This window comes from Sphingomonas sp. CFBP8993 (genome assembly GCF_034044895.1).
Classification (GTDB): Bacteria; Pseudomonadota; Alphaproteobacteria; order Sphingomonadales; family Sphingomonadaceae; genus Sphingomonas.
The window spans coordinates 15,460-33,533 of the sequence record NZ_JAXCWU010000003.1; the positions used below are offsets into that span (position 1 = coordinate 15,460).

Annotated in this window: 19 protein-coding genes and 1 tRNA gene; 12 read left to right on the top strand and 8 right to left on the bottom strand. The window is 65.9% G+C overall.

Annotated features, from left to right (window positions below; translation table 11 throughout):
• The first annotated feature begins 321 nt into the window (after nt 1-321).
• From SOM26_RS06245 to SOM26_RS06255, 3 genes are all read left to right on the top strand, one after another.
• Nucleotides 322-2,172 (top strand): potassium transporter Kup, encoded by a 1,851-nt coding sequence (locus tag SOM26_RS06245; RefSeq protein ID WP_414712037.1) that lies wholly within the window; start codon nt 322-324, stop codon nt 2,170-2,172.
• 8 nt (nt 2,173-2,180) lie between these two features.
• The gene (locus SOM26_RS06250; protein ID WP_320452348.1) at nt 2,181-2,708 is read left to right on the top strand and encodes a 2'-5' RNA ligase family protein; all 528 of its coding nucleotides are present in this window, start codon (nt 2,181-2,183) and stop codon (nt 2,706-2,708) included.
• Nucleotides 2,709-2,763: 55 nt separating this feature from the next.
• A tRNA-Met gene (locus tag SOM26_RS06255) sits at nt 2,764-2,840 on the top strand.
• A gap of 16 nt (nt 2,841-2,856) precedes the next feature.
• Here SOM26_RS06255 and SOM26_RS06260 read toward each other — a convergent pair.
• From SOM26_RS06260 to SOM26_RS06275, 4 genes are all read right to left on the bottom strand, one after another.
• A complete protein-coding gene (locus tag SOM26_RS06260; RefSeq protein WP_320451881.1) occupies nt 2,857-2,979 on the bottom strand; it encodes a hypothetical protein in 123 nt (40 codons plus the stop codon).
• A gap of 35 nt (nt 2,980-3,014) precedes the next feature.
• The gene (gene fdhD, locus SOM26_RS06265) at nt 3,015-3,815 is read right to left on the bottom strand and encodes a formate dehydrogenase accessory sulfurtransferase FdhD (RefSeq protein ID WP_320451882.1); all 801 of its coding nucleotides are present in this window, start codon (nt 3,813-3,815) and stop codon (nt 3,015-3,017) included.
• A 163-nt stretch (nt 3,816-3,978) separates the two neighbouring features.
• On the bottom strand, nt 3,979-4,485 hold the full coding sequence (gene mobA / locus SOM26_RS06270; protein ID WP_320451883.1) for a molybdenum cofactor guanylyltransferase: 507 nt from the start codon (nt 4,483-4,485) through the stop codon (nt 3,979-3,981).
• Nucleotides 4,482-6,770 carry an FdhF/YdeP family oxidoreductase gene (locus SOM26_RS06275; protein ID WP_320451884.1) on the bottom strand — a complete coding sequence of 763 codons (2,289 nt, stop codon included), beginning with the start codon at nt 6,768-6,770 and terminating at the stop codon, nt 4,482-4,484. The genes mobA and SOM26_RS06275 overlap by 4 nt, the downstream gene beginning before the upstream one ends.
• A 121-nt stretch (nt 6,771-6,891) precedes the next feature.
• On the opposite strand from SOM26_RS06275, the gene trxB reads away from it, so the two are divergent.
• Nucleotides 6,892-7,860: a thioredoxin-disulfide reductase gene (trxB, locus tag SOM26_RS06280; RefSeq protein ID WP_320451885.1), complete on the top strand. Its 969-nt coding sequence runs from the start codon at nt 6,892-6,894 to the stop codon at nt 7,858-7,860.
• Nucleotides 7,861-7,998: 138 nt separating this feature from the next.
• On the opposite strand, the gene SOM26_RS06285 is transcribed toward trxB, so the two are convergent.
• The gene (locus SOM26_RS06285) at nt 7,999-8,454 is read right to left on the bottom strand and encodes a universal stress protein (RefSeq protein WP_320451886.1); all 456 of its coding nucleotides are present in this window, start codon (nt 8,452-8,454) and stop codon (nt 7,999-8,001) included.
• A gap of 130 nt (nt 8,455-8,584) precedes the next feature.
• Here SOM26_RS06285 and SOM26_RS06290 point away from each other — a divergent pair, with 130 nt between their 5' ends.
• The 5 genes from SOM26_RS06290 to lpdA all read left to right on the top strand — a co-directional run bounded on the left by SOM26_RS06290 (nt 8,585) and on the right by lpdA (nt 12,383).
• Nucleotides 8,585-9,925 (top strand): pyruvate dehydrogenase complex dihydrolipoamide acetyltransferase, encoded by a 1,341-nt coding sequence (locus tag SOM26_RS06290; RefSeq protein ID WP_320451887.1) that lies wholly within the window; start codon nt 8,585-8,587, stop codon nt 9,923-9,925.
• Nucleotides 9,926-9,945: 20 nt separating this feature from the next.
• The gene (locus SOM26_RS06295; RefSeq protein WP_320451888.1) at nt 9,946-10,158 is read left to right on the top strand and encodes a hypothetical protein; all 213 of its coding nucleotides are present in this window, start codon (nt 9,946-9,948) and stop codon (nt 10,156-10,158) included.
• On the top strand, nt 10,155-10,541 hold the full coding sequence (locus SOM26_RS06300; protein WP_320451889.1) for an acyl-CoA thioesterase: 387 nt from the start codon (nt 10,155-10,157) through the stop codon (nt 10,539-10,541). The genes SOM26_RS06295 and SOM26_RS06300 overlap by 4 nt, the downstream gene beginning before the upstream one ends.
• 92 nt (nt 10,542-10,633) lie before the next feature.
• Entirely contained in the window at nt 10,634-10,978 is a 345-nt protein-coding gene (locus tag SOM26_RS06305; RefSeq protein WP_320451890.1) for a hypothetical protein, read from the top strand.
• On the top strand, nt 10,971-12,383 hold the full coding sequence (gene lpdA / locus SOM26_RS06310) for a dihydrolipoyl dehydrogenase (protein ID WP_320451891.1): 1,413 nt from the start codon (nt 10,971-10,973) through the stop codon (nt 12,381-12,383). Before SOM26_RS06305 ends, lpdA begins: the two co-directional genes overlap by 8 nt.
• A 65-nt stretch (nt 12,384-12,448) precedes the next feature.
• On the opposite strand, the gene SOM26_RS06315 is transcribed toward lpdA, so the two are convergent.
• Nucleotides 12,449-12,910, bottom strand: coding sequence for an SAM-dependent methyltransferase (locus tag SOM26_RS06315; protein ID WP_320451892.1), 462 nt, complete (start codon nt 12,908-12,910; stop codon nt 12,449-12,451).
• Nucleotides 12,911-12,933: 23 nt separating this feature from the next.
• The gene (locus SOM26_RS06320) at nt 12,934-13,497 is read right to left on the bottom strand and encodes an isochorismatase family protein (protein ID WP_320451893.1); all 564 of its coding nucleotides are present in this window, start codon (nt 13,495-13,497) and stop codon (nt 12,934-12,936) included.
• A 157-nt stretch (nt 13,498-13,654) separates the two neighbouring features.
• On the opposite strand from SOM26_RS06320, the gene SOM26_RS06325 reads away from it, so the two are divergent.
• Both SOM26_RS06325 and SOM26_RS06330 read left to right on the top strand, forming a co-directional pair.
• Entirely contained in the window at nt 13,655-15,037 is a 1,383-nt protein-coding gene (locus SOM26_RS06325) for a hypothetical protein (protein WP_320451894.1), read from the top strand.
• A 47-nt stretch (nt 15,038-15,084) separates the two neighbouring features.
• Nucleotides 15,085-15,423: a DUF3140 domain-containing protein gene (locus SOM26_RS06330; protein ID WP_320451895.1), complete on the top strand. Its 339-nt coding sequence runs from the start codon at nt 15,085-15,087 to the stop codon at nt 15,421-15,423.
• 222 nt (nt 15,424-15,645) lie between these two features.
• Here the strand turns inward: SOM26_RS06330 and SOM26_RS06335 are convergent, their stop codons facing one another.
• Nucleotides 15,646-17,400: a fatty acyl-AMP ligase gene (locus SOM26_RS06335; RefSeq protein WP_320451896.1), complete on the bottom strand. Its 1,755-nt coding sequence runs from the start codon at nt 17,398-17,400 to the stop codon at nt 15,646-15,648.
• 168 nt (nt 17,401-17,568) lie between these two features.
• Here SOM26_RS06335 and SOM26_RS06340 point away from each other — a divergent pair, with 168 nt between their 5' ends.
• The gene (locus SOM26_RS06340; RefSeq protein ID WP_320451897.1) at nt 17,569-18,057 is read left to right on the top strand and encodes a regulatory protein RecX; all 489 of its coding nucleotides are present in this window, start codon (nt 17,569-17,571) and stop codon (nt 18,055-18,057) included.
• Nucleotides 18,058-18,074: the final 17 nt, after the last annotated feature.

The window sequence follows — 18,074 nt, forward strand, 5'->3', positions numbered from 1 at the left end:
AGGCGGGAGGGGCTGGGGGAGGGCAAGGGTGTCTCACCGAGACCGGTCCTCTCAAAGAAAACCCGACCACTGTTGCATCACAGCATCGCCGCAGTCCCGAAATCGTGCGCGGATGCAACAAGCACACAGGCCCTGCGTTGCTGGCCCTTTGGGGCCATGCTAGGGCGGCGCGATGATCACAGGGTTGCCACGGACGTCGCCGATGATCCTTTCCATCGCCGGCACGATCCCCCCCGTAACGAGCGTCCGGCCATGAGCGTCTCTCCCACCGGAATCGCCACCACCGCGAACGAGGATAGCCACCCCCATCCGCCGCAGGGCATGGCCCGGCTGGCGCTGGGTGCGATCGGTGTCGTGTTCGGCGATATCGGCACCAGCCCGCTCTATGCCTTTCGCGAAACCTTCGCGAACCCGCATCACCCGCTGCCGCTCGACAATGCGCATATCCTGGGCGTCATCAGCCTGATCTTCTGGTCGATGATGATCGTCGTGTCGGTCAAATATGTCGCGATCATCATGCGCGCCGACAACAAGGGCGAGGGCGGCAGCCTGGCGCTGCTGGCGCTGGTGTCGGGGCAGACCAAGACGCGGCGCTGGTCGCGCGGCATCGTCCTGCTCGGCGTGTTCGCCACCGCGCTATTCTATGGCGACAGCATGATCACGCCCGCCGTCACCGTGCTGAGCGCGGTCGAGGGTCTGGCGGTCGCCGCACCCGCCTTTGGCGGTTTCGTGCTGCCGATCGCGATCACCATCCTGATCGTGTTGTTCAAGATCCAGCGATCGGGGACCGAGCGGGTCGGCCTGTTCTTCGGGCCCGTCATGCTCGTCTATTTCACCGCCATCGCGGTGCTGGGCATCATGAGCTTCGTCCAGACGCCAGAGGTCCTGGTCGCGCTGTCGCCCCATTACGCGGTCCAGTTCTTCTTCATCGATCCCTTGCGCGGTTTCCTGGCGCTGGGCTCGGTGGTGCTGGCGGTGACGGGGGCCGAGGCGCTCTATGCCGATATGGGCCATTTCGGGCGGCGGCCGATCGGCCTGTCCTGGCTGGTGTTCGTGCTGCCCGCGCTGATGCTCAACTATATGGGGCAGGGGGCCCTGCTGTTCCGCGAGGGTGCGGCGGCCCTGGAGAGCCCGTTCTACATGCTGGCGCCCGAGGGGTTGCAGTTGCCGCTCGTCATCCTGGCGACCGCCGCCGCCGTCATCGCCAGCCAGGCGGTCATCACCGGCGCTTTCTCGGTCACGCAACAGGCGATCCAGCTGGGCTTCATGCCGCGTCTGCGCATCGAGCATACGTCGGCCGCGACCGCCGGACAGATCTACATCCCGCTCATCAACTGGCTGTTGATGGTGATGGTGATCCTGCTCGTTCTGTTCTTCCGCTCGTCGTCCAACCTGACCTCGGCTTACGGCATCGCGGTGACGGGGGCGATGCTGATCGACACCTGCCTGCTGGGCGTCGCGCTGACCCGGTTGTGGAAGTGGCCGCTCTATGCCGCATTGCCGCTGCTCGGTTTGTTCTTCCTGGTCGACGGTGCCTATTTCCTCGCCAACCTGACGAAGGTCCCGTCGGGCGGCTGGGTGCCGTTGCTGATCGGCTTCATCATCTTCACCTTCCTCACCACCTGGTCGACGGGGCGCAAGCTGATGATCGAGCGGTTGCGCGAAGGAACGATGCCGATCCACATCTTCATCGATTCGGCGGCGGGCGCGGCCAGCCGGGTGCCGGGCACCGCGATCTTCATGACCTCCTCGCCCGAGGGGGTGCCGCATGCGCTGCTCCACAACCTCAAGCACAACAAGGTGCTGCACGAGCGGATCATCCTGCTGACCGTGAAGATCGTTAGCCAGCCCTATTGGCCGGATGGCGACCGGGCCAAGCTGGACGATCTGGGGCACGGCTTCCACCGCCTGGTCCTGCGCTTCGGTTTCATGGAGGAGGCGGATGTTCCGGCGGCGCTCAAGCGCGTCGAGATGGTCGGCGGTGCGTTCAAGATGATGGACACCAGCTTCTTCCTGTCGCGCCAGACGCTGCTCCCGGCCGAGAATCCGGGCATGTCGATGTGGCGTGAAAAGCTGTTCTCGTGGATGCTGCGCAACGCCGAGAGCGCGATGGAATTCTTCCGCCTGCCGACCAATCGCGTGGTCGAGCTGGGCAGTCAGGTGGAAATCTGAGCCCGTCCATACCTGGTTCGGGGCCTGGTTCGGCGCCCGCCCCGATCATCATCACCGCGCTGTTCGGTCGCCCCGACCAGAGCTGGTTCGACGGCTTGCGTCGCCAGCATTTTCCCCCCGAGCGCAACGTGCTCGACGCGCATTGCACGCTGTTCCACCACCTGCCGCCATCGGTCGAGGCCGAGTTGAAGCACCGGCTGAACGGCATGACGCGCGGGGTGCGGGCGCCCGATGCGCGGGCGAGCGGGCTGATGTCGCTGGGTCGGGGCGTGGCGATCCGTATCGAATCGCCCGGCCTGGTGGCGATCCGTCACGAACTGGTCGATGCCTTTGCCGGAATGCTCACGCCGCAGGATGCGGGCGGCTGGCGCGCGCATGTCACGATCCAGAACAAGGTGACACCCTCCACCGCCAAGCTGCTCCTTCAGCAGATGGAGCGCGATTTCCGGCCCCGGCCGGTCGAGCTGATCGGGCTCGGCGCGTGGTGGTATCGCGGCGGTCCCTGGGAATTGCTGTCGCGTCATTTGTTCGCTTGACGCCCGAAAACAGCCTGTCTATAGGCGCGCCTCCACCGGGTGGAACGCCAAACATGGCGAAGTAGCTCAGCTGGTTAGAGCGGCGGAATCATAATCCGTAGGTCGGGGGTTCAAGTCCCTCCTTCGCTACCACCCGGTGTATTTCCCTTTATTTCGACGACGATGCCGCAAGGCCTGCATCGTCCTGCATGGCGAAGCGGATCGGTCCGTTCGGGACCATCAGGACCGGCACCGGCTTGCCCGCCGTGACCAGTACCTGGTCCAGCGGCACCGCGTCCTCGGGTGCGGCGGCTGCAAAGGCCTGGATCAGGCGGCGGCAAAGCGCCCGTGCGGGTCGTGCGCGACCAGCATCGCATCGGCGCGGGCCAGGGCGATCAGCGTCAGGCCGTGGGCGCGGGCATGGTCGATTGCCAGGCTGGTCGGTGCCGATATCCCGACCAATAGGCCGACGCCTGCGACCAGCGCCTTGTCGACCATCTCATAGCTGATCCGCGAGGTGACGAGGATGAAGTCGGCGTGGTCGGCGTCGATGTGGGCCAGCGCGCCGACCAGCTTGTCGAGCGCATTGTGCCGCCCGACATCCTCCGCCCCCGCCATCACGCCCCCCCGTGCATCGCAGGCGACTGCGGCATGGACGGCGCCGGTTCGGGCATTGAGCGGCTGATGCCCGCGCAAGCCCGCCAGCGCGGCGAACAGCGTGGCGACGGAGACTTGCGGGGCAGGGGGGCGGGCCGTGACGGGGCGGGCGATCTGCTCCAGCCCGGACAGGCCGCACAGCCCGCAACTGGTGTCGCTGGTCCGGTGGCGGACCCGGTCCTGCATCCGTCCGCGCAAATGCCCGGCCAGGGTGACGCGGACGATCCAGCCTGCTTCGGCCGCAAAGGGCTCGATCGCCAATATGTCGGCGGGTTTGTCGACCAGCCGCTCGGTCAGCAGGAAACCGGTGGCAAAATCCTCCAGCCGCTCTGGCGTCATCATCATGACGGCATAGCCGAAGCCGTCGACTTCGATCGCCACGGGGCATTCGACCGCGACCTCGCGCTCGATCGCGGCGGCCGTGCCGTCCGGTGACAGGCGGATCAGCCTCGGCGTTTGGGTGACGCTCAACCCATTCCTCCCCCGCAAGGGGAGGGGGACGATGCGGAGCATGGTGGAGGGGTGTCGCCGGTTGCGAGAGCAGGCCCACCTCGCCAGCCGGGACACCCGTCGGTCAGGTCTGCGGCCTGCCACGTCCCCCCAAAGGGGAGGAAAAAGTCGAGCGCCACCTGCCTCACAGCGCGGCGAGGTCGGCGGGGGTGTTCACATTGGCCAGCGGCTGGGGTGAGGCGATCGGGATCGCGCCGATCGCGCGGACCCAGCCGCGCACCGAACGGTCCTGGCCCAGCGACAGATGCGCCATCAGATGCGCGCCCAGCGCGGCCGGCCACAGCCCCAGGACCGGCGCGTCGCGGCAATAGCTGGGCTCGCGTCGCAGGATCATCTCGACCAGACCATCGGGCAGGCGCGGCATGTCGCAGCCGATGGTCAACACGCAGCGAAAGCCGTGGCTGGCCGCATAGTCGAGCCCCCCCGCAATACCCCCCAGTGGCCCCAGGCCGGGGGCGGGCATGTCGGGCACGCCGTTCTCGCCGCCAACCTGCACCACGCGCGCGCAATATGGGGCGATGGTCGCGCGGGCGTGCGCCACCAAGGTGCGGTCGCCGAGCATGGCGACCGCCTTGTTCGATCCGAAGCGCGACGATCGCCCTCCGGTCAGGACGGCACCCAATATGCTCATACGGGCATGCGTACCTTCACCGGCACCGACTTGCCCGCCGGCACATGGCTTTCCAGCGCATGATGCTCCAGCGGGATCAGATAGTTGAGCTCCGGATAATAGCCGCCGATACAGCCTTCGGGGATGTTGTATTCGACGACGCGCAGACCTTCGACCACGCGGCTTTCGCCATCGTCGGCATCGCCTTCCAGCGCGATGGTCTGGCCATCGCTCAGGCCCAGCCGGGCCATGTCGGCCTTGTTCATCATCGCGACCATCCGCGTGCCGCTGATCCCCCGGAAGCGATCGTCATAGCCATAGATGGTCGTGTTGAACTGGTCGTTCGAGCGCAGCGTGATCAGTCGCATCCGCCCTTCGGCGGGCGCGATGCCCGAGGCGTCCATGGCGCGGGGCACGTTGAACTCGGCCTTGCCACTCTCCGTCTCCCATTTGCGGTGCGACGCGGGATTGCCCTTCCAGAAGCCGCCGGGCTCGAACAGGCGCTCGTTGAAGTTGGCGAACTTGTCCGGATAGACATTCTCGATCGCGCTGCGGACCAGGCCGTAATCGCCGACCCATTCGTCCCAGGGGACATTGGGGTTGGGCTCCAGCACCGCCTTGGCGATGCCCGCGACGATGGCCGGTTCGGAAAGCAGCGTGTCGGCAGCGGGCGTCGCCTTGCCGACCGAACCATAGATATGGCTGAACGAATCCTCCATCGACACCGCCTGGCGACCGCCGGTCTGCATATCGGTTTCCAGCCGGCCCAGGCAGGGGAGGATATAGCTTTCCTCGCCTGGCACCAGATGGCTCTTGTTGAGCTTGGTGGCGATATGGACGGCGATGGGCAGCTTGCTCCATGCCGCCTTCATCTTGGCATGTTCGGGCGTGGCGCGCAGGAAGTTGCCGCCCAGTTGCACGAAGCCCTGCGCGGTCCCGGCGATGATCTGGCGACAGGCCTCTACCGTGTCCCAGCCCTTTTCGGTCGGCGGCTCGAACTCGAACAGCTCCTTCAGCCGTTCGACGGGGGCGAGCTCGGTCTTCTCGGTGATGCCGACGGTGCGCTGGCCCTGCACGTTGCTGTGCCCGCGTACCGGACCGGGGCCCGCCCCCTCGCGCCCGATATTGCCGCGCAGCAGGAGCAGGTTGACGATCATGTATAGCGCATCGATGCCGTAGCGGTGCTGGGTGATGCCCATGCCGTACACCGCGATCACCCGCTCGGCGCGCATATAGACGCGGGCCGACTGCTCCAGCGCATCGCGGGTCAGGCCGCTATCGCGGATGATGTCGCTCCACGCGGCATTGCGGCAATAGTTGGCAAAATCCTCGAACCGGGTCGTGTGCTGCTCGATGAAGTGGTGGTCGAGGATGCGGCTAGTGCCCTTGGCGATGGCACGGTCATCCTCTTCGATCACCAGCTTGCAGATGCCGGTCAGCGCGGCGATGTCGCCGCCCGCCTTCACCTGGTGATACTGGGTCGAGATATCGGTCGAGCTGCCAGTGAGCATCTGCACCGGATTCTGCGGCGAGGCGAAGCGTTCCCAGCCGCGCTCGCGCAGCGGGTTGAAGGTCACGATCTCGACCCCGCGCTTGGCGCAGGCCTGGAGGTTGTGGAGCATCCGCGGCGCGTTGGTCGCGACATTCTGCCCGAAGGAGAAGATCGCGTCGCACTTGTCGTAATCCTCCATCTGGATCGTCGCGACGGGCGATCCGATGGCGGACTTCAGGCCGACCGAGGTCGTTTCGTGACACATGTTCGAGCTGTCGGGCAGATTCTGCTGCCCCCACATCCGCGCGAACAGCGAATACATGAACGACGTCTCGAGCGAGGCGCGGCCCGAGGCGTAGAGCACGACCTTGGTCGGATCGCAGGTCTTCAGCTTCGCGCCGATCGCCGCAAATGCCTCGTTCCAGCTGACCGCGACATATTTGTCCGACGCACGGTCATAGCGCATCGGATGGGTCAGGCGGCCTGCCTGTTCCAGGTCATGGTCGGGCCAGGTTTCCAGCTCGGTGACGGTATGCTTGGCGAAGAAATCCGGTGTGACGCGCAAGGAGCTGAGTTCCCATGCGGTCGCCTTGGCGCCGTTCTCGCAGAACTCGGCGATATGTGGCTTGGCCGGTTTGCCCCACGCACAGCTGACGCACATCACGCCGCCCGGCTTGTTCTGCCGACGCAGCGTGTCGAACACCTCGGGGCCCAGGCCCTCCTTGGGCAGGACCTTCGCCATGCCCTTCATCGAGCCCCAGCCACCCGCAGGAGCGGTGTAATCGGTGATCTTCACATCGTCGTCGTCGCGCATCGGGCAAACCTCCACTTGCAACGAGAAACGAAGAAGTCCCCGAATGGCCGCATGAGAAGCGGTTCATTTTTATCGCCCATATGACTATCTAGGCGGCAAAATCGCTTCACAGGAACCGGACATGACCACCCACGCCACCCGTATGCTCATCCTCGGCTCAGGCCCGGCCGGGCTGTCCGCCGCGATCTATGGCGCACGCGCGGGGATGCAGCCGATCGTGGTGCAGGGCATCCAGCCCGGTGGCCAGCTGACCACCACCACGGACGTCGAGAATTATCCCGGCTTTGCCGACGTCATCCAGGGCCCCTGGCTGATGGAGCAGATGCAGAAACAGGCCGAGCATGTCGGCGCGCGGATGATGTGGGACACGATCACCCAGGTCGACCTGACCAACCGCCCGTTCCGCCTGATCGGCGACGGCGGCGACGTGTATGAGGGCGATGTGCTGGTCATCGCGACGGGCGCGCAAGCCAAGTGGCTGGGCTTGGACAGCGAGGAGGCGATGAAGGGCAAGGGCGTGTCGGCCTGTGCGACCTGCGACGGCTTCTTCTATCGCGGCAAGAAGGTCGCGGTGATCGGCGGCGGCAACACCGCGGTCGAGGAGGCCCTGTACCTGACCAACCATTCCGACGACGTGACGCTGATCCACCGCCGCGACTCCCTGCGCGCCGAGCGCATCCTGCAGGAGCGGCTGTTCGCGCATCCGAACGTGACGGTGCTGTGGAACAAGGAAGTGCGCGAATTCGTCGACGGCGGTGGCAATGCCGGGCTGGTGGCGCTCGACCTGCTCGACACGGTGACTGGCGAGCATAGCCGCCTGGATGTGGACGGCGGCTTCGTCGCGATCGGCCACCATCCGGCGACCGAGTTGTTCCGCGGCCATCTGGAGCTCGACTCCGACGGTTACATCGCGGTCGAGACGGGGTCGACCCGCACCAACGTGCCGGGCGTCTTCGCGTGCGGCGACGTGGCGGACAAGGTCTACCGCCAGGCGGTGACGGCGGCGGGCACCGGCTGCATGGCCGCGCTGGACGCCGAGCGGTTCCTGGCGGCGGCCGAGTTCGAGGATCTGGCCAAGGCGGCGGAGTAAAATCCTCCCCGGAACGGGGAGGGGGACCACCGCATAGCGGTGGTGGAGGGGGCGTGCCGCACGGGACGGCCTATGGGGAAGCCCCCCTCCGTCAGCCCTTCGGGCTGCCACCTCCCCGTGCCGGGGAGGATCTTGCGATCAACTCAACCGGTCGATCGCCTCGGGCGTCAACGACCCCGGAACGATCATCACCGGCACCGGCAGCGCGCCTGCGTCGGTGCCGGAGAAATGGCTCACCAGCTTGCCCGGCGCGCCGCTGGCGGCGGCACCCAGCACCAGTGCGGCAATGTCCGGATTGCCCGCGATGATCTCGCGGATCACCTTGGGTGCGTCGCCCTCGCGCACCGTGATCGACGGGCGCAGGCCCGATTCGTCCAGGATCGTGCCCGCCGCGCTGGCGAGCAGTGCTTCGGCCTGTTGCCGCGCCTCGTCCTCGATCGTCGCCTGCACACCGCCGAACGCGATGAATTCCTGCGGCGGCAGCACGGTCAGGATTTCGATGCCGCCGCCGGTCTTCACCGCACGTCTTGCGGCGAAGCGCAAGGCGATCCGCGATTCCGGACTATCGTCGATCACGACCAGATAGATACGCATGATGGCCCCCCAATTTGTATCGAATGGATGCCGTTACATAGTATTTCATGCAAGGCCATGACTTGACCGAGCGCAATTCGGGCGCAAGAGACGGGCCGCTACGGAATTGGTTTGCCCCGAGAGGACCTCCATGTCGATCGAGATCAAGATGCCCGCGCTGTCGCCGACCATGGAGGAAGGCACGCTGGCCAAATGGTTGGTGAAGGAAGGGGACACGGTAAAGTCCGGCGATATCATGGCCGAGATCGAAACCGACAAGGCCACGATGGAATTCGAGGCGGTTGACGAAGGCGTGATCGCCAAGATCCTGGTCGCCGAAGGCTCCGACAATGTGAAGGTCGGCACCGTCATCGCGATCCTGGCCGAAGAGGGCGAGGATGCGTCGTCGGTCCAGGCTCCCACCAAGTCGGAAACCCCGGCCCCGGCCAATCCCATGCCGACCGACCCCGCCGATCCCAACAAGACGGGCAGCGAAGCCAAGCCCGTCGAGCGTACGGTCGAACAGGCCGAAGATCACGGCAAGCCCGCCGATTCGGGCAAGCAGGCCTCTAATGGCGGCCGCGCGATCGCCAGCCCGCTTGCGCGCCGCATCGCCTCGCAAAAGGGGCTCGACCTGTCGTCGGTGACCGGCTCAGGCCCGAACGGCCGCATCGTCAAGGTCGACGTCGAGAATGCGCAGCCGGGCCAGGCCAAGGCCGCCGCGCCTGCCGCGACCGCATCGGCTCCGGCGGAAACCGCCGCCGCGCCTGCCGCTGCTCCCAAGCCCGCCCAGGTGCCGGATATCCCGCACGAGGCGTCGAAGCTGTCGAACATGCGCAAGACGATCGCGCGTCGCCTGACCGAATCGAAGCAGCAGGTTCCGCACATCTACCTGACGGTGGATATCCGCCTCGACGCGCTGCTGAAGCTGCGTGGCGAGCTGAACGCCGGTCTGGAATCGCGTGGCGTGAAGCTGTCGGTCAACGACATGCTGATCAAGGCGCTGGGCGTCGCACTGATGGCGGTGCCGAAGTGCAACGTCATGTTCACGCCGGACCAGCTGATCAGCTTCAAGCGTGCCGATATCTCGGTCGCGGTGTCGACCCCTGCGGGCCTGATCACCCCGATCGTGTCGGAGGCCGATACGCGCTCGCTGTCGTCCATCTCGACCACGATGAAGGACTTGGCGACCCGCGCCCGCGACAACAAGCTGCAGCCGCACGAATTCCAGGGCGGCACCGCATCGATCTCGAACATGGGCATGTTCGGCATCAAGCAGTTCGAGGCGGTCATCAACCCGCCGCAGGGCATGATCCTGGCGATCGGCGCGGGCGAGAAGCGCCCCTATATCGTCGACGACCAGCTGGGCGTGGCGACCGTCATGTCGGCGACCGGCAGCTTCGACCACCGCGCCATCGACGGGGCCGACGGCGCCGAGCTGATGAAGGTGTTCAAGGAACTGGTCGAGCGTCCGCTGGCGATGCTGGCCTGACAAGCTGAGGGGCGGGGGCCATGCGGGTTCGGACCGAGCTGTTCTATATCGGCCTGGGGCTGGTGGCGGCGCTCGTCATGACCTGGGCCGCCGCCTGGGCCTATCCTCTCGCGCGCACTGAAATCTGGTGGTGCGGAGCGGGGGCCGCGATCGCGACGGTGGCGATGGGCCTCGGCCCGCTCCACCGCGCGCGTATCGCCGACCGCATGGCACGGAGGCATTCGGAACAATGAGCACGCTTCCCGATCTGGACCCCACGATCCGCGTCACCGCCATGCCGGGGGACGCCAATCCTTATGGCGATATCTTCGGCGGCTGGCTGATGGGCCAGATGGACCTGGCGGCGGGTTCGGTGGCGTCGCGACATTCGGGCGGCCGCGCGGTCACGATCGCGGCGGAGGGGATGAAGTTCCACGCCCCCGTGCTCGTCGGTGACGAGGTGTCGGTCTATGCGACCCTGGTCCATGTCGGCAACACGTCGATGACGATCGAGGTCGAGGCCTGGCGCCGCGCCCGCCACATGGAGGACGCGACCAAGGTGACGCAGGCGCGCTTCGTGTTCGTCGCGACCGACAAGGACCGCAAGCCGCGCACCGTTCCGCCGATGGCGGGGTAAGGTCCATGGACGATGCGGAGGCAATGGACGGTCCCAGTGTCTTCGCAGCGTGTGGAAGGGCGTGGATATATGGCTCGTTTACGACGCTTCCAATGACGTTCGCAATGGTCTCGATTTTCGAGTCGATGCCGTGGGGATGGCCGAGTTTATGGGACGTGTGTGTATTTGTGATGCTGGCGGTCCTGTCGTCCTTTGTGGCGGCGATTGTCAGTGGCCCTTTCATGTTGATCTTAGGGTTTCCGCTGGCCTTCGTCGCGTCGCGGTACTTGGGACGATCCTTGATCGGGAATAGTATTTTTGGCGGCACGGTCGGGGCGTTGGCCGGGGCAATAGCTCCGCTGAGTTTCTTCATGCCGCCCGGTTTCACTACGGCGGCGTATGCAGTGCCCTACGGCGCCTTCACTGGCTTTTTCGTGACAAGGATGCGTTATGGCTGACACTTACGACCTTATCGTCCTCGGCTCGGGTCCCGGCGGCTATGTCGCGGCGATCCGCGCGAGCCAGCTTGGCCTGAAGGTCGCGATCGTCGAGCGCGAACGGCTGGGCGGCATCTGCCTCAACTGGGGCTGTATCCCGACCAAGGCGCTGCTGCGCTCGGCCGAAGTCTATCATTACATGACCCATGCCGCGCAATACGGCCTGTCGGTCGAGAAGCCCTCGTTCAGCCTCGACAAGGTGGTCGATCGCAGCCGCAAGGTCGCGGGCCAGCTCAATGCGGGCGTCAAGGGCCTGATGAAGAAGAACAAGGTCGCCGTCCATGAGGGCGTCGGCACGATCACCGGTAAGGGCAAGCTGTCGGTCGTCCAGGGCGACAGGACCACCGAGCTAACGGCCAAGCACATCATCGTCGCGACCGGCGCGCGCGCCCGCGACCTGCCCTTCGCCAAGGCGGACGGCGAGCGCATCTGGACCTATCGCCATGCGATGGTGCCGCCCGCCATGCCGACCAAGCTGCTGGTCATCGGATCGGGCGCGATCGGCGTCGAGTTCGCCAGCTTCTACAACGACATGGGCGCGGAAGTGACCATCGTCGAGATGCTCGACCGGATCATGCCGGTCGAGGACGCCGAAGTCAGCGAGTTCATGACCAAGCAGCTGACCAAGTTCGGCATGACCATCAAGACCAAGACCGGCCTTGAGAAGCTGGAGGCGACCGCATCGGGCGTGAAGGCCGCGATGAAGGGCCCCGACGGCAAGGTCGAGACGGCCGAGTTCAGCCATGCGATCGTCGCCATCGGCATCGTCCCCAACACCGAGAATATCGGTCTGGACAAGCTGGGCATCGAAACCGATCGCGGCCACATCAAGACCGATGGCTATGGCCGTACGAACGTCGACGGCATCTGGGCGATCGGCGACGTGACCGGCGCGCCCTGGCTGGCGCACAAGGCGAGCCATGAGGGCGTGATCGCGGCAGAGGCCATCGCACAGGCGCTGGGCAACAAGGATGTCCACCCGCATGCGATGGACAAGGGCAACATCCCGGGCTGCACCTATTCGCGTCCGCAGGTCGCCAGCGTGGGCTTCACCGAGGCCAAGGCCAAGGAAGCGGGCTACGAGGTGAAGGTCGGTAAGTTCCCCTTCATCGGCAACGGCAAGGCGATCGCGCTGGGCGAGGCGGAAGGCTTCGTGAAGACGGTGTTCGATGCCAAGACCGGCGAACTGCTGGGCGCGCACATGGTCGGCGCGGAAGTGACCGAGATGATCCAGGGCTATGTCGTCGCCCGCCAGCTGGAGACGACCGAGGCCGAGCTGATGGAAACGGTGTTCGCGCACCCGACCATCTCGGAATCGATGCATGAGTCGGTGCTGGCCGCCTATGGGCGCGCGCTGCACATCTGATTTTTTCCGACCGGATTATGGGAAGGGGCTCGCGGTTGCGGGCCCCTTTTCGTTTGGGACGAACCCTACCAATAGGCGGTCATGAGTTCGGTGACCCAGTCGGGTTGCTCCACTGGCCCACGCGGCAGAAATTCCCGCATGACCGGCTTGATGTCGATGACTGGCGTACCGTCGATCGCATCCAGTCCCTCGACCGTGAGGCTTGTGCCATCGATCGCCACGATGCGGCAGATCGTGACACCCAGACGATTGGGCCGGTTCTTGCCGCGCTGGGCGAAAATGCCGGTGAGGGGCCAGTCGGCACGGCCACGCGGGTGGCGGGCGCCTGTTTCGATCCGGTCCGGCGACACCCGGTCGAACAGGAACAGGATTTCGGCGTGGCTGAATGCTTCGAGTCCCGCCAGCGCTTCCGCGCCGAAGCGGGATGCGTCCAGTTCGATCGTGGAGCGGCTGGCGCCCCAATCATCGTCGATCGGATCGGCCCGACCGCCATGGACATGGCCTATGGCTTCAATCGTGTAGGTCATGGCTGATGCTCCTTGGTATTCGATCATGGCTCCGTACGGGACAGGTCAGTGATGATCGCATGGCTTTCACGCATTTGGGCGAAGTCCGCCGCCAGCAGGCCCATCGTCACGTCGAATATCGTCCGCGCATCGAGCCCGGCGGAGGGCAGATCGAAGCCGATCACCGCATCGGTCACGACCGTCACCACAAAGCCCAAATCGCTGGCCGAGCGTACCGTCGAATTGACACAGAACCCCGCCACCGCGCCGACAACGAAAAGATGCGCGATGCCCCGCTCGCGTAAATGGGTTTCGAGCGACGTACTGGGGAAGGCGGAGGAGGTGGTTTTCACCAGTACCGTCTCGTCCGGCCATTGCCGCGCACAGGCCATCGGCGGATATCCCGGCGCATCGGGGTGCAGGGGCGAGGCGGGATCGGGTTCGGCATGGCGGACATGGATCACCGGACGTCCTGCGTCGCGAAAAGCGTCGGCCAGCGCTTCGATGGCGGTAGGCGCACCCCCATTGACGTGCGGCCTTCCGTCCTCGATCCGCTGTTGCATCACCATCTGCATGTCGATGATCAGAAGCGCGGAGTCATTGTCCAAGGCCTGTCCCTCCATGGCAGAGCGATGTTAGGCGGAGCCGGGCGTTCGGGCTAGCCCATGACGCAAGGCTTATGCCTGCCGATCGGCATCGCCATGCAGCGATGCACCGCATTCCGCTTGCGAAACATCTGCTTTTGGCGGCATCGCTTGCTGGCCTATGACCCGAGCCCATAGCCACCGCCTGCGCATCATCGTCGCCACGCTGGTCCTGTTCGGGCTGAGCCTGGTCATCTTCGCGCCCGGCTATGTCGAGTATGACAGTGTCGGCCAATATGCGCAGGTCCTGAGCGGCGACTATGACGACTGGCATCCGCCGATCATGGCGCGGCTGTGGTCGCTGTTCGCCGGGCATGGGGCCGGGCCGATGCTGGCGGTGCAGCTTGGCGGTTGGTGGCTGGGGCTGGGCGGCATCGCGGCGGGGATCGTCGACCGGCGGCCACGCGCGGCGTTGCTGGTGCTGGCGATCGGGCTGGTGCCGCCCTGGCTGGGCTGGCAGGTCGCGATCCTGAAGGATGCGCAGATGACCGGCGCGACGCTGGCGGCGGTCGGGATCGTCGGCTGGTGGCGGTTGCGGGGGGAAAGGGTGCCCCCGGCCGCGTGGTGCGTCGCCGCGTTGCTGCTGACCTATGCCGCGCTGGTTCGGGCCAATGCGATCTTTGCCGTCGCACCGCTGATCGCCCTGCTGGTCGCGACACGCTGGTCGGTCCGGATCGCGATCACCGTCGCGCTGACGCTCGTCACACTTGCGCTGTCGCCGATCGTCAATCACCGTCTGCTGGGTGCGCGCGACAGCGGTGTGGCACGGACCCAGGCACTCTATGATCTGGCGGGCATCGCGACGCGGGTGCCCTATGATCCCCGGCTGGGCTTTTCCCCGGCCGAGGTGGCGGAGATGCGGGAGCGGCACTGCGTCAAGGCGTTCTTCTGGGATGCGCTGGGCGAGCCGAACCGCTGCGGCACGTCGCTGAAACGGTTCGAGACGATGGCCCCCGGCACGCTCTATGCGCGCTTGGCCCCGGCCATCCTGCATCATCCGGTCGCCTATGCCGAGCAGCGATTGGCGCATGTCAATTCGACCTGGCGGCTCTGGGTGCCGTCGCGCTGGCCCAATGCCGTGCCGCCGCAGAGCAGCGAACCCAATGACCTGCATCTCGGCCAGCCGGGCCGCGTCGCGCTGGCGTGGCAGCGCATGGCCGGGCCATGGGTCGACATGCCCGTCATGTGGCCGATCGTCTGGCTGATCCTGGCAGCGGGCGGTCTGGCGGTCACGCGCGGACGCGGGCTGGCGGGGGCGCTGTTCGGCTCGGCGCTGGGGCTCGAGGCGAGCTTCCTGGTCATCAGCGTGGCGTCCGATTTCCGCTATCACCTCTGGCCGGTCATGGCCTGCGCATTGGGGCTGGTGCTTGCCAAGCCATGGACGGGCGAGCGGTGGATCGTGCGGGCGGCGGGGGGCGTGCTGCTGTTGGCGGTGATCCTGGGCGGGGTCGCGCGAATGACCTTGCCGGTGCCGCCGCAAAGCTATGAGGCGATGCTCGGTTGAACCTGAAATCGTGCGGGCGGCGTTGATGGCCCAGAAAGGAGCCGTCCATGGCTGAGGATCACGATCAGATTTACACCGATTTCCAGGAGGCTGTGAACATGGCCCCCGCCACGCTGGAAAAGTTTCTGGACACCGACGAGTCGAAGGATGTCGGCCAGAAAAAGGGCGGCTCGGACGAGAGCGTCGGGCATGAGTCTGGCCGCAAGATCGTCGCGATCAAGCGCAAGAAGAAGGCGGACCTGACCGACGACGACTATGCGCATATGAAGAAGGTCGTCGGCTATGTGCACCGCCATCTGAAGCAGGGCGGGCCGGACAAGGATGTCGAACACTCGCCGTGGCGCTATTCGTTGATGAACTGGGGGCATGATCCGTTGAAGGATTGAGGGGCGTAGGGCCCCTGCTCCGTTCCGTCTGCAGCGACGTCGGAGGTCATGAATGTTTGACCGCCTCGCTACACTTTACCACCCCGGCCTCCGCCGGGGTGGCGGCCTGACTGGACCGGTCTGTCCGTGGCCTTCGACTTCGCTCAGGCTGAACGGCGATGGGCGATAAGAAAAAGGGCCCGGCCTTTCGACCGAGCCCCTTCCTCATTCAGATTCGAAAGATCAGGCCGCGACGTCGTACGGCTTGATCTCACCCGCCAGGTACAGGTTGCGGGCCTTGGCGCGGCTCAGCTTGCCCGAGCTGGTGCGCGGCAGGGTACGCGGCGGGATTAGTTCGATCACGCAGTTCATGCCCGTCACCGCACGCACGCGCTCGCGGATCTCGTCGCGCAGGCGGGCACGTTCCTCGTCATCCGAGCTGCGGCACTGGACCAGTACGGCGGGGGTTTCCTCGCCACCCGGGGTCGTGATGGCGAAGGCGGCGATGTCGCCCGCCTTGAAGCCCGGCAGCTGCTCGACCGCCCATTCAATGTCCTGCGGCCAGTGATTGCGGCCGTTGACGATGATCATGTCCTTGGCGCGGCCGACAATGTAGATATAGCCCTTCGACATGTAGCCCATGTCGCCGGTGTCGAGCCAGCCATCCACCAGACAGGCATCGGTCGCGGCCTGGTCGCGGAAATAGCCGACCATGACCGACGGGCCCTTGCACCACACCTTGCCGATCGCGCCGTCGGGCAGGGGGGTGCCGTCCTCTTCGCGGATCTCGATCACCATGTCGCGCGCGGGCTTGCCGCAGTTGACGATGGCGCGGAAACGCTGCGGCCGGTCGGCCCCTTGTGCGCCGCCCGACAACTGGGTTTCCTCGACCAGCTCGACGCGGATGCCTTCGCCCGGCGGCATGATCGACACCGCCAGCGTCGCCTCGGCCAGGCCATAGGATGGCAGGAAGGCGGTGGCCGGGAAGCCCGCATCGGCAAAGGCGTCGACGAAGCTCTGCATCACGTCGGGGCGGATCATGTCCGCGCCATTGCCCGCGATGCGCCAGCGTGACAGGTCGAAGCGGTCCGACGCCTTGGTCTGCGACGAGATGCGACGCGCGCAGATGTCATAACCGAAGGTCGGCGAGTAGCTGACCGAAGTACCCGGATTGCGGCTGATCATGTCCAGCCACGCCAGCGGACGGCGGGCGAAATCCTCGGTCTTCAGATAGTCGGTCGACACCTGGTTGGCGACCGGCGACAGGAAGCAGCCGACCAGGCCCATGTCGTGATACCAGGGCAGCCAAGAGACGCAGCGGTCGCTTTCCTGGATCTTCATGCCATGGCTGTGCGCGGCCAGGTTGTTCAGCAGCGCATGGTGGGTGATCGCCACGCCATGCGGGAAACGGGTCGAGCCGCTGGAGTATTGCAGATAGGCGATCGCTTCGGGATCGGCCTGCGGCAGTTCCACTTCGGGTGCCTCGCGCGTGGCGAAGCTGGCCCAGTCGATCCCCTCGACGCCCGCGGCCTCGGCGGCGGCACCCGCCATCTGGGCCAGCTCGGGCGGGTAGATCAGCATCTTGGGGTCGCAGCTGGCCAGCTGGACGCGAAGCTGCTCGATATAGCTGTCACGCCCGCCGAACGAGGTCGGCAGCGGCAGCGGCACCGGCCAGGCACCCGCATAAACGACGCCGAAGAACAGCGCGGCGAATTCGGGAACGGTTTCGGCGACCAGCGCGATCCGCTCCTCGGGCTTTACGCCGCTGGCGATCAGGCGGCGGGCGCAGACCAGCGCATCCTCGCGCAGTTCGGAAAAGGGATAGGGGCGCGACAGGGTGCCGCGTGCATCGTGGAAGTTCAGCCCGCGCGAGCCCGACGCGGCATAGTCCAGCGCTTCGCCCAGCGTATCGAAGTCGGCGAAGCGGCGCGGCAGCGCATCTTCGGTCGGCGTCGCGATGATGGCGCGCGCGTCGTCCTGATGGTGCTCGATCGTCATGGCCTTGCCTTCGTTCCTTATGCTTTTGCGCGCCCGCGGATGTTCGAGCGGGTGCGTGATCGTTTTATGCCGCAGGTACCGGCTTCCCGCGTTCTAATTCCGGTGTCAGTGTGGCACAAACAAGGCGTGTCCGCCGATCGTCGCCCGCCCAAGCCCCTTGACCCCAAATTGCTCGACAATCTCGCGCTGCGTTATGTCGAACGCTTCGCGACGACCGAGGGAAAGCTGGTCGATTACCTGACCCGCAAGCTGCGCGAAAGGGGCTGGGCGGCGGATATCGCACCCGATGCGCGGGGATTGGCCGCGCGGATGGTCGAACTCGGCTATATCGACGATCGCGCCTATGCCGAGGCCAAGGCCGCGTCGCTGGCCAGGCGCGGGTTGGGCGCGCGACGGGTCGCACAGGCGCTGCATGCCGCGAGGGTGGGGGCGGAGGATCACGAGGCGATCGCTCCCCAGATGGCCGAGGCGGCGCGCGGGGCCGCACTCGCCTTTGCGCGGCGCAGGCGAATCGGGCCCTATGCCACCGGGGAAGCCGACCGGGCGCTGCGCGAAAAGCAGCTCGGCGCGATGTTGCGGGCGGGGCATGGCATGGACCTGTCGCGTCGGATCGTGGCGGCGGCACCCGGCGATATGCTCGACGACGAGGATTTCTGAGCCATCTGCGGCATCTT

What these genes read in the sequence shown, in the direction of transcription:
- SOM26_RS06295 (WP_320451888.1), top strand. Translation starts at nt 9,946, where the DNA reads ATGCGGGTTCGGACCGAGCTGTTCTATATCGGCCTGGGGCTGGTGGCG.
- lpdA (WP_320451891.1), top strand. Translation starts at nt 10,971, where the DNA reads ATGGCTGACACTTACGACCTTATCGTCCTCGGCTCGGGTCCCGGCGGC.
- SOM26_RS06300 (WP_320451889.1), top strand. Translation starts at nt 10,155, where the DNA reads ATGAGCACGCTTCCCGATCTGGACCCCACGATCCGCGTCACCGCCATG.
- SOM26_RS06275 (WP_320451884.1), bottom strand. Translation starts at nt 6,770, where the DNA reads ATGCGCGACGACGACGATGTGAAGATCACCGATTACACCGCTCCTGCG.
- trxB (WP_320451885.1), top strand. Translation starts at nt 6,892, where the DNA reads ATGACCACCCACGCCACCCGTATGCTCATCCTCGGCTCAGGCCCGGCC.
- SOM26_RS06245 (WP_414712037.1), top strand. Translation starts at nt 322, where the DNA reads ATGGCCCGGCTGGCGCTGGGTGCGATCGGTGTCGTGTTCGGCGATATC.
- SOM26_RS06335 (WP_320451896.1), bottom strand. Translation starts at nt 17,400, where the DNA reads ATGACGATCGAGCACCATCAGGACGACGCGCGCGCCATCATCGCGACG.
- SOM26_RS06330 (WP_320451895.1), top strand. Translation starts at nt 15,085, where the DNA reads ATGGCTGAGGATCACGATCAGATTTACACCGATTTCCAGGAGGCTGTG.
- mobA (WP_320451883.1), bottom strand. Translation starts at nt 4,485, where the DNA reads ATGAGCATATTGGGTGCCGTCCTGACCGGAGGGCGATCGTCGCGCTTC.
- SOM26_RS06305 (WP_320451890.1), top strand. Translation starts at nt 10,634, where the DNA reads ATGACGTTCGCAATGGTCTCGATTTTCGAGTCGATGCCGTGGGGATGG.
- SOM26_RS06325 (WP_320451894.1), top strand. Translation starts at nt 13,655, where the DNA reads ATGACCCGAGCCCATAGCCACCGCCTGCGCATCATCGTCGCCACGCTG.
- SOM26_RS06285 (WP_320451886.1), bottom strand. Translation starts at nt 8,454, where the DNA reads ATGCGTATCTATCTGGTCGTGATCGACGATAGTCCGGAATCGCGGATC.
- SOM26_RS06290 (WP_320451887.1), top strand. Translation starts at nt 8,585, where the DNA reads ATGTCGATCGAGATCAAGATGCCCGCGCTGTCGCCGACCATGGAGGAA.
- SOM26_RS06315 (WP_320451892.1), bottom strand. Translation starts at nt 12,910, where the DNA reads ATGACCTACACGATTGAAGCCATAGGCCATGTCCATGGCGGTCGGGCC.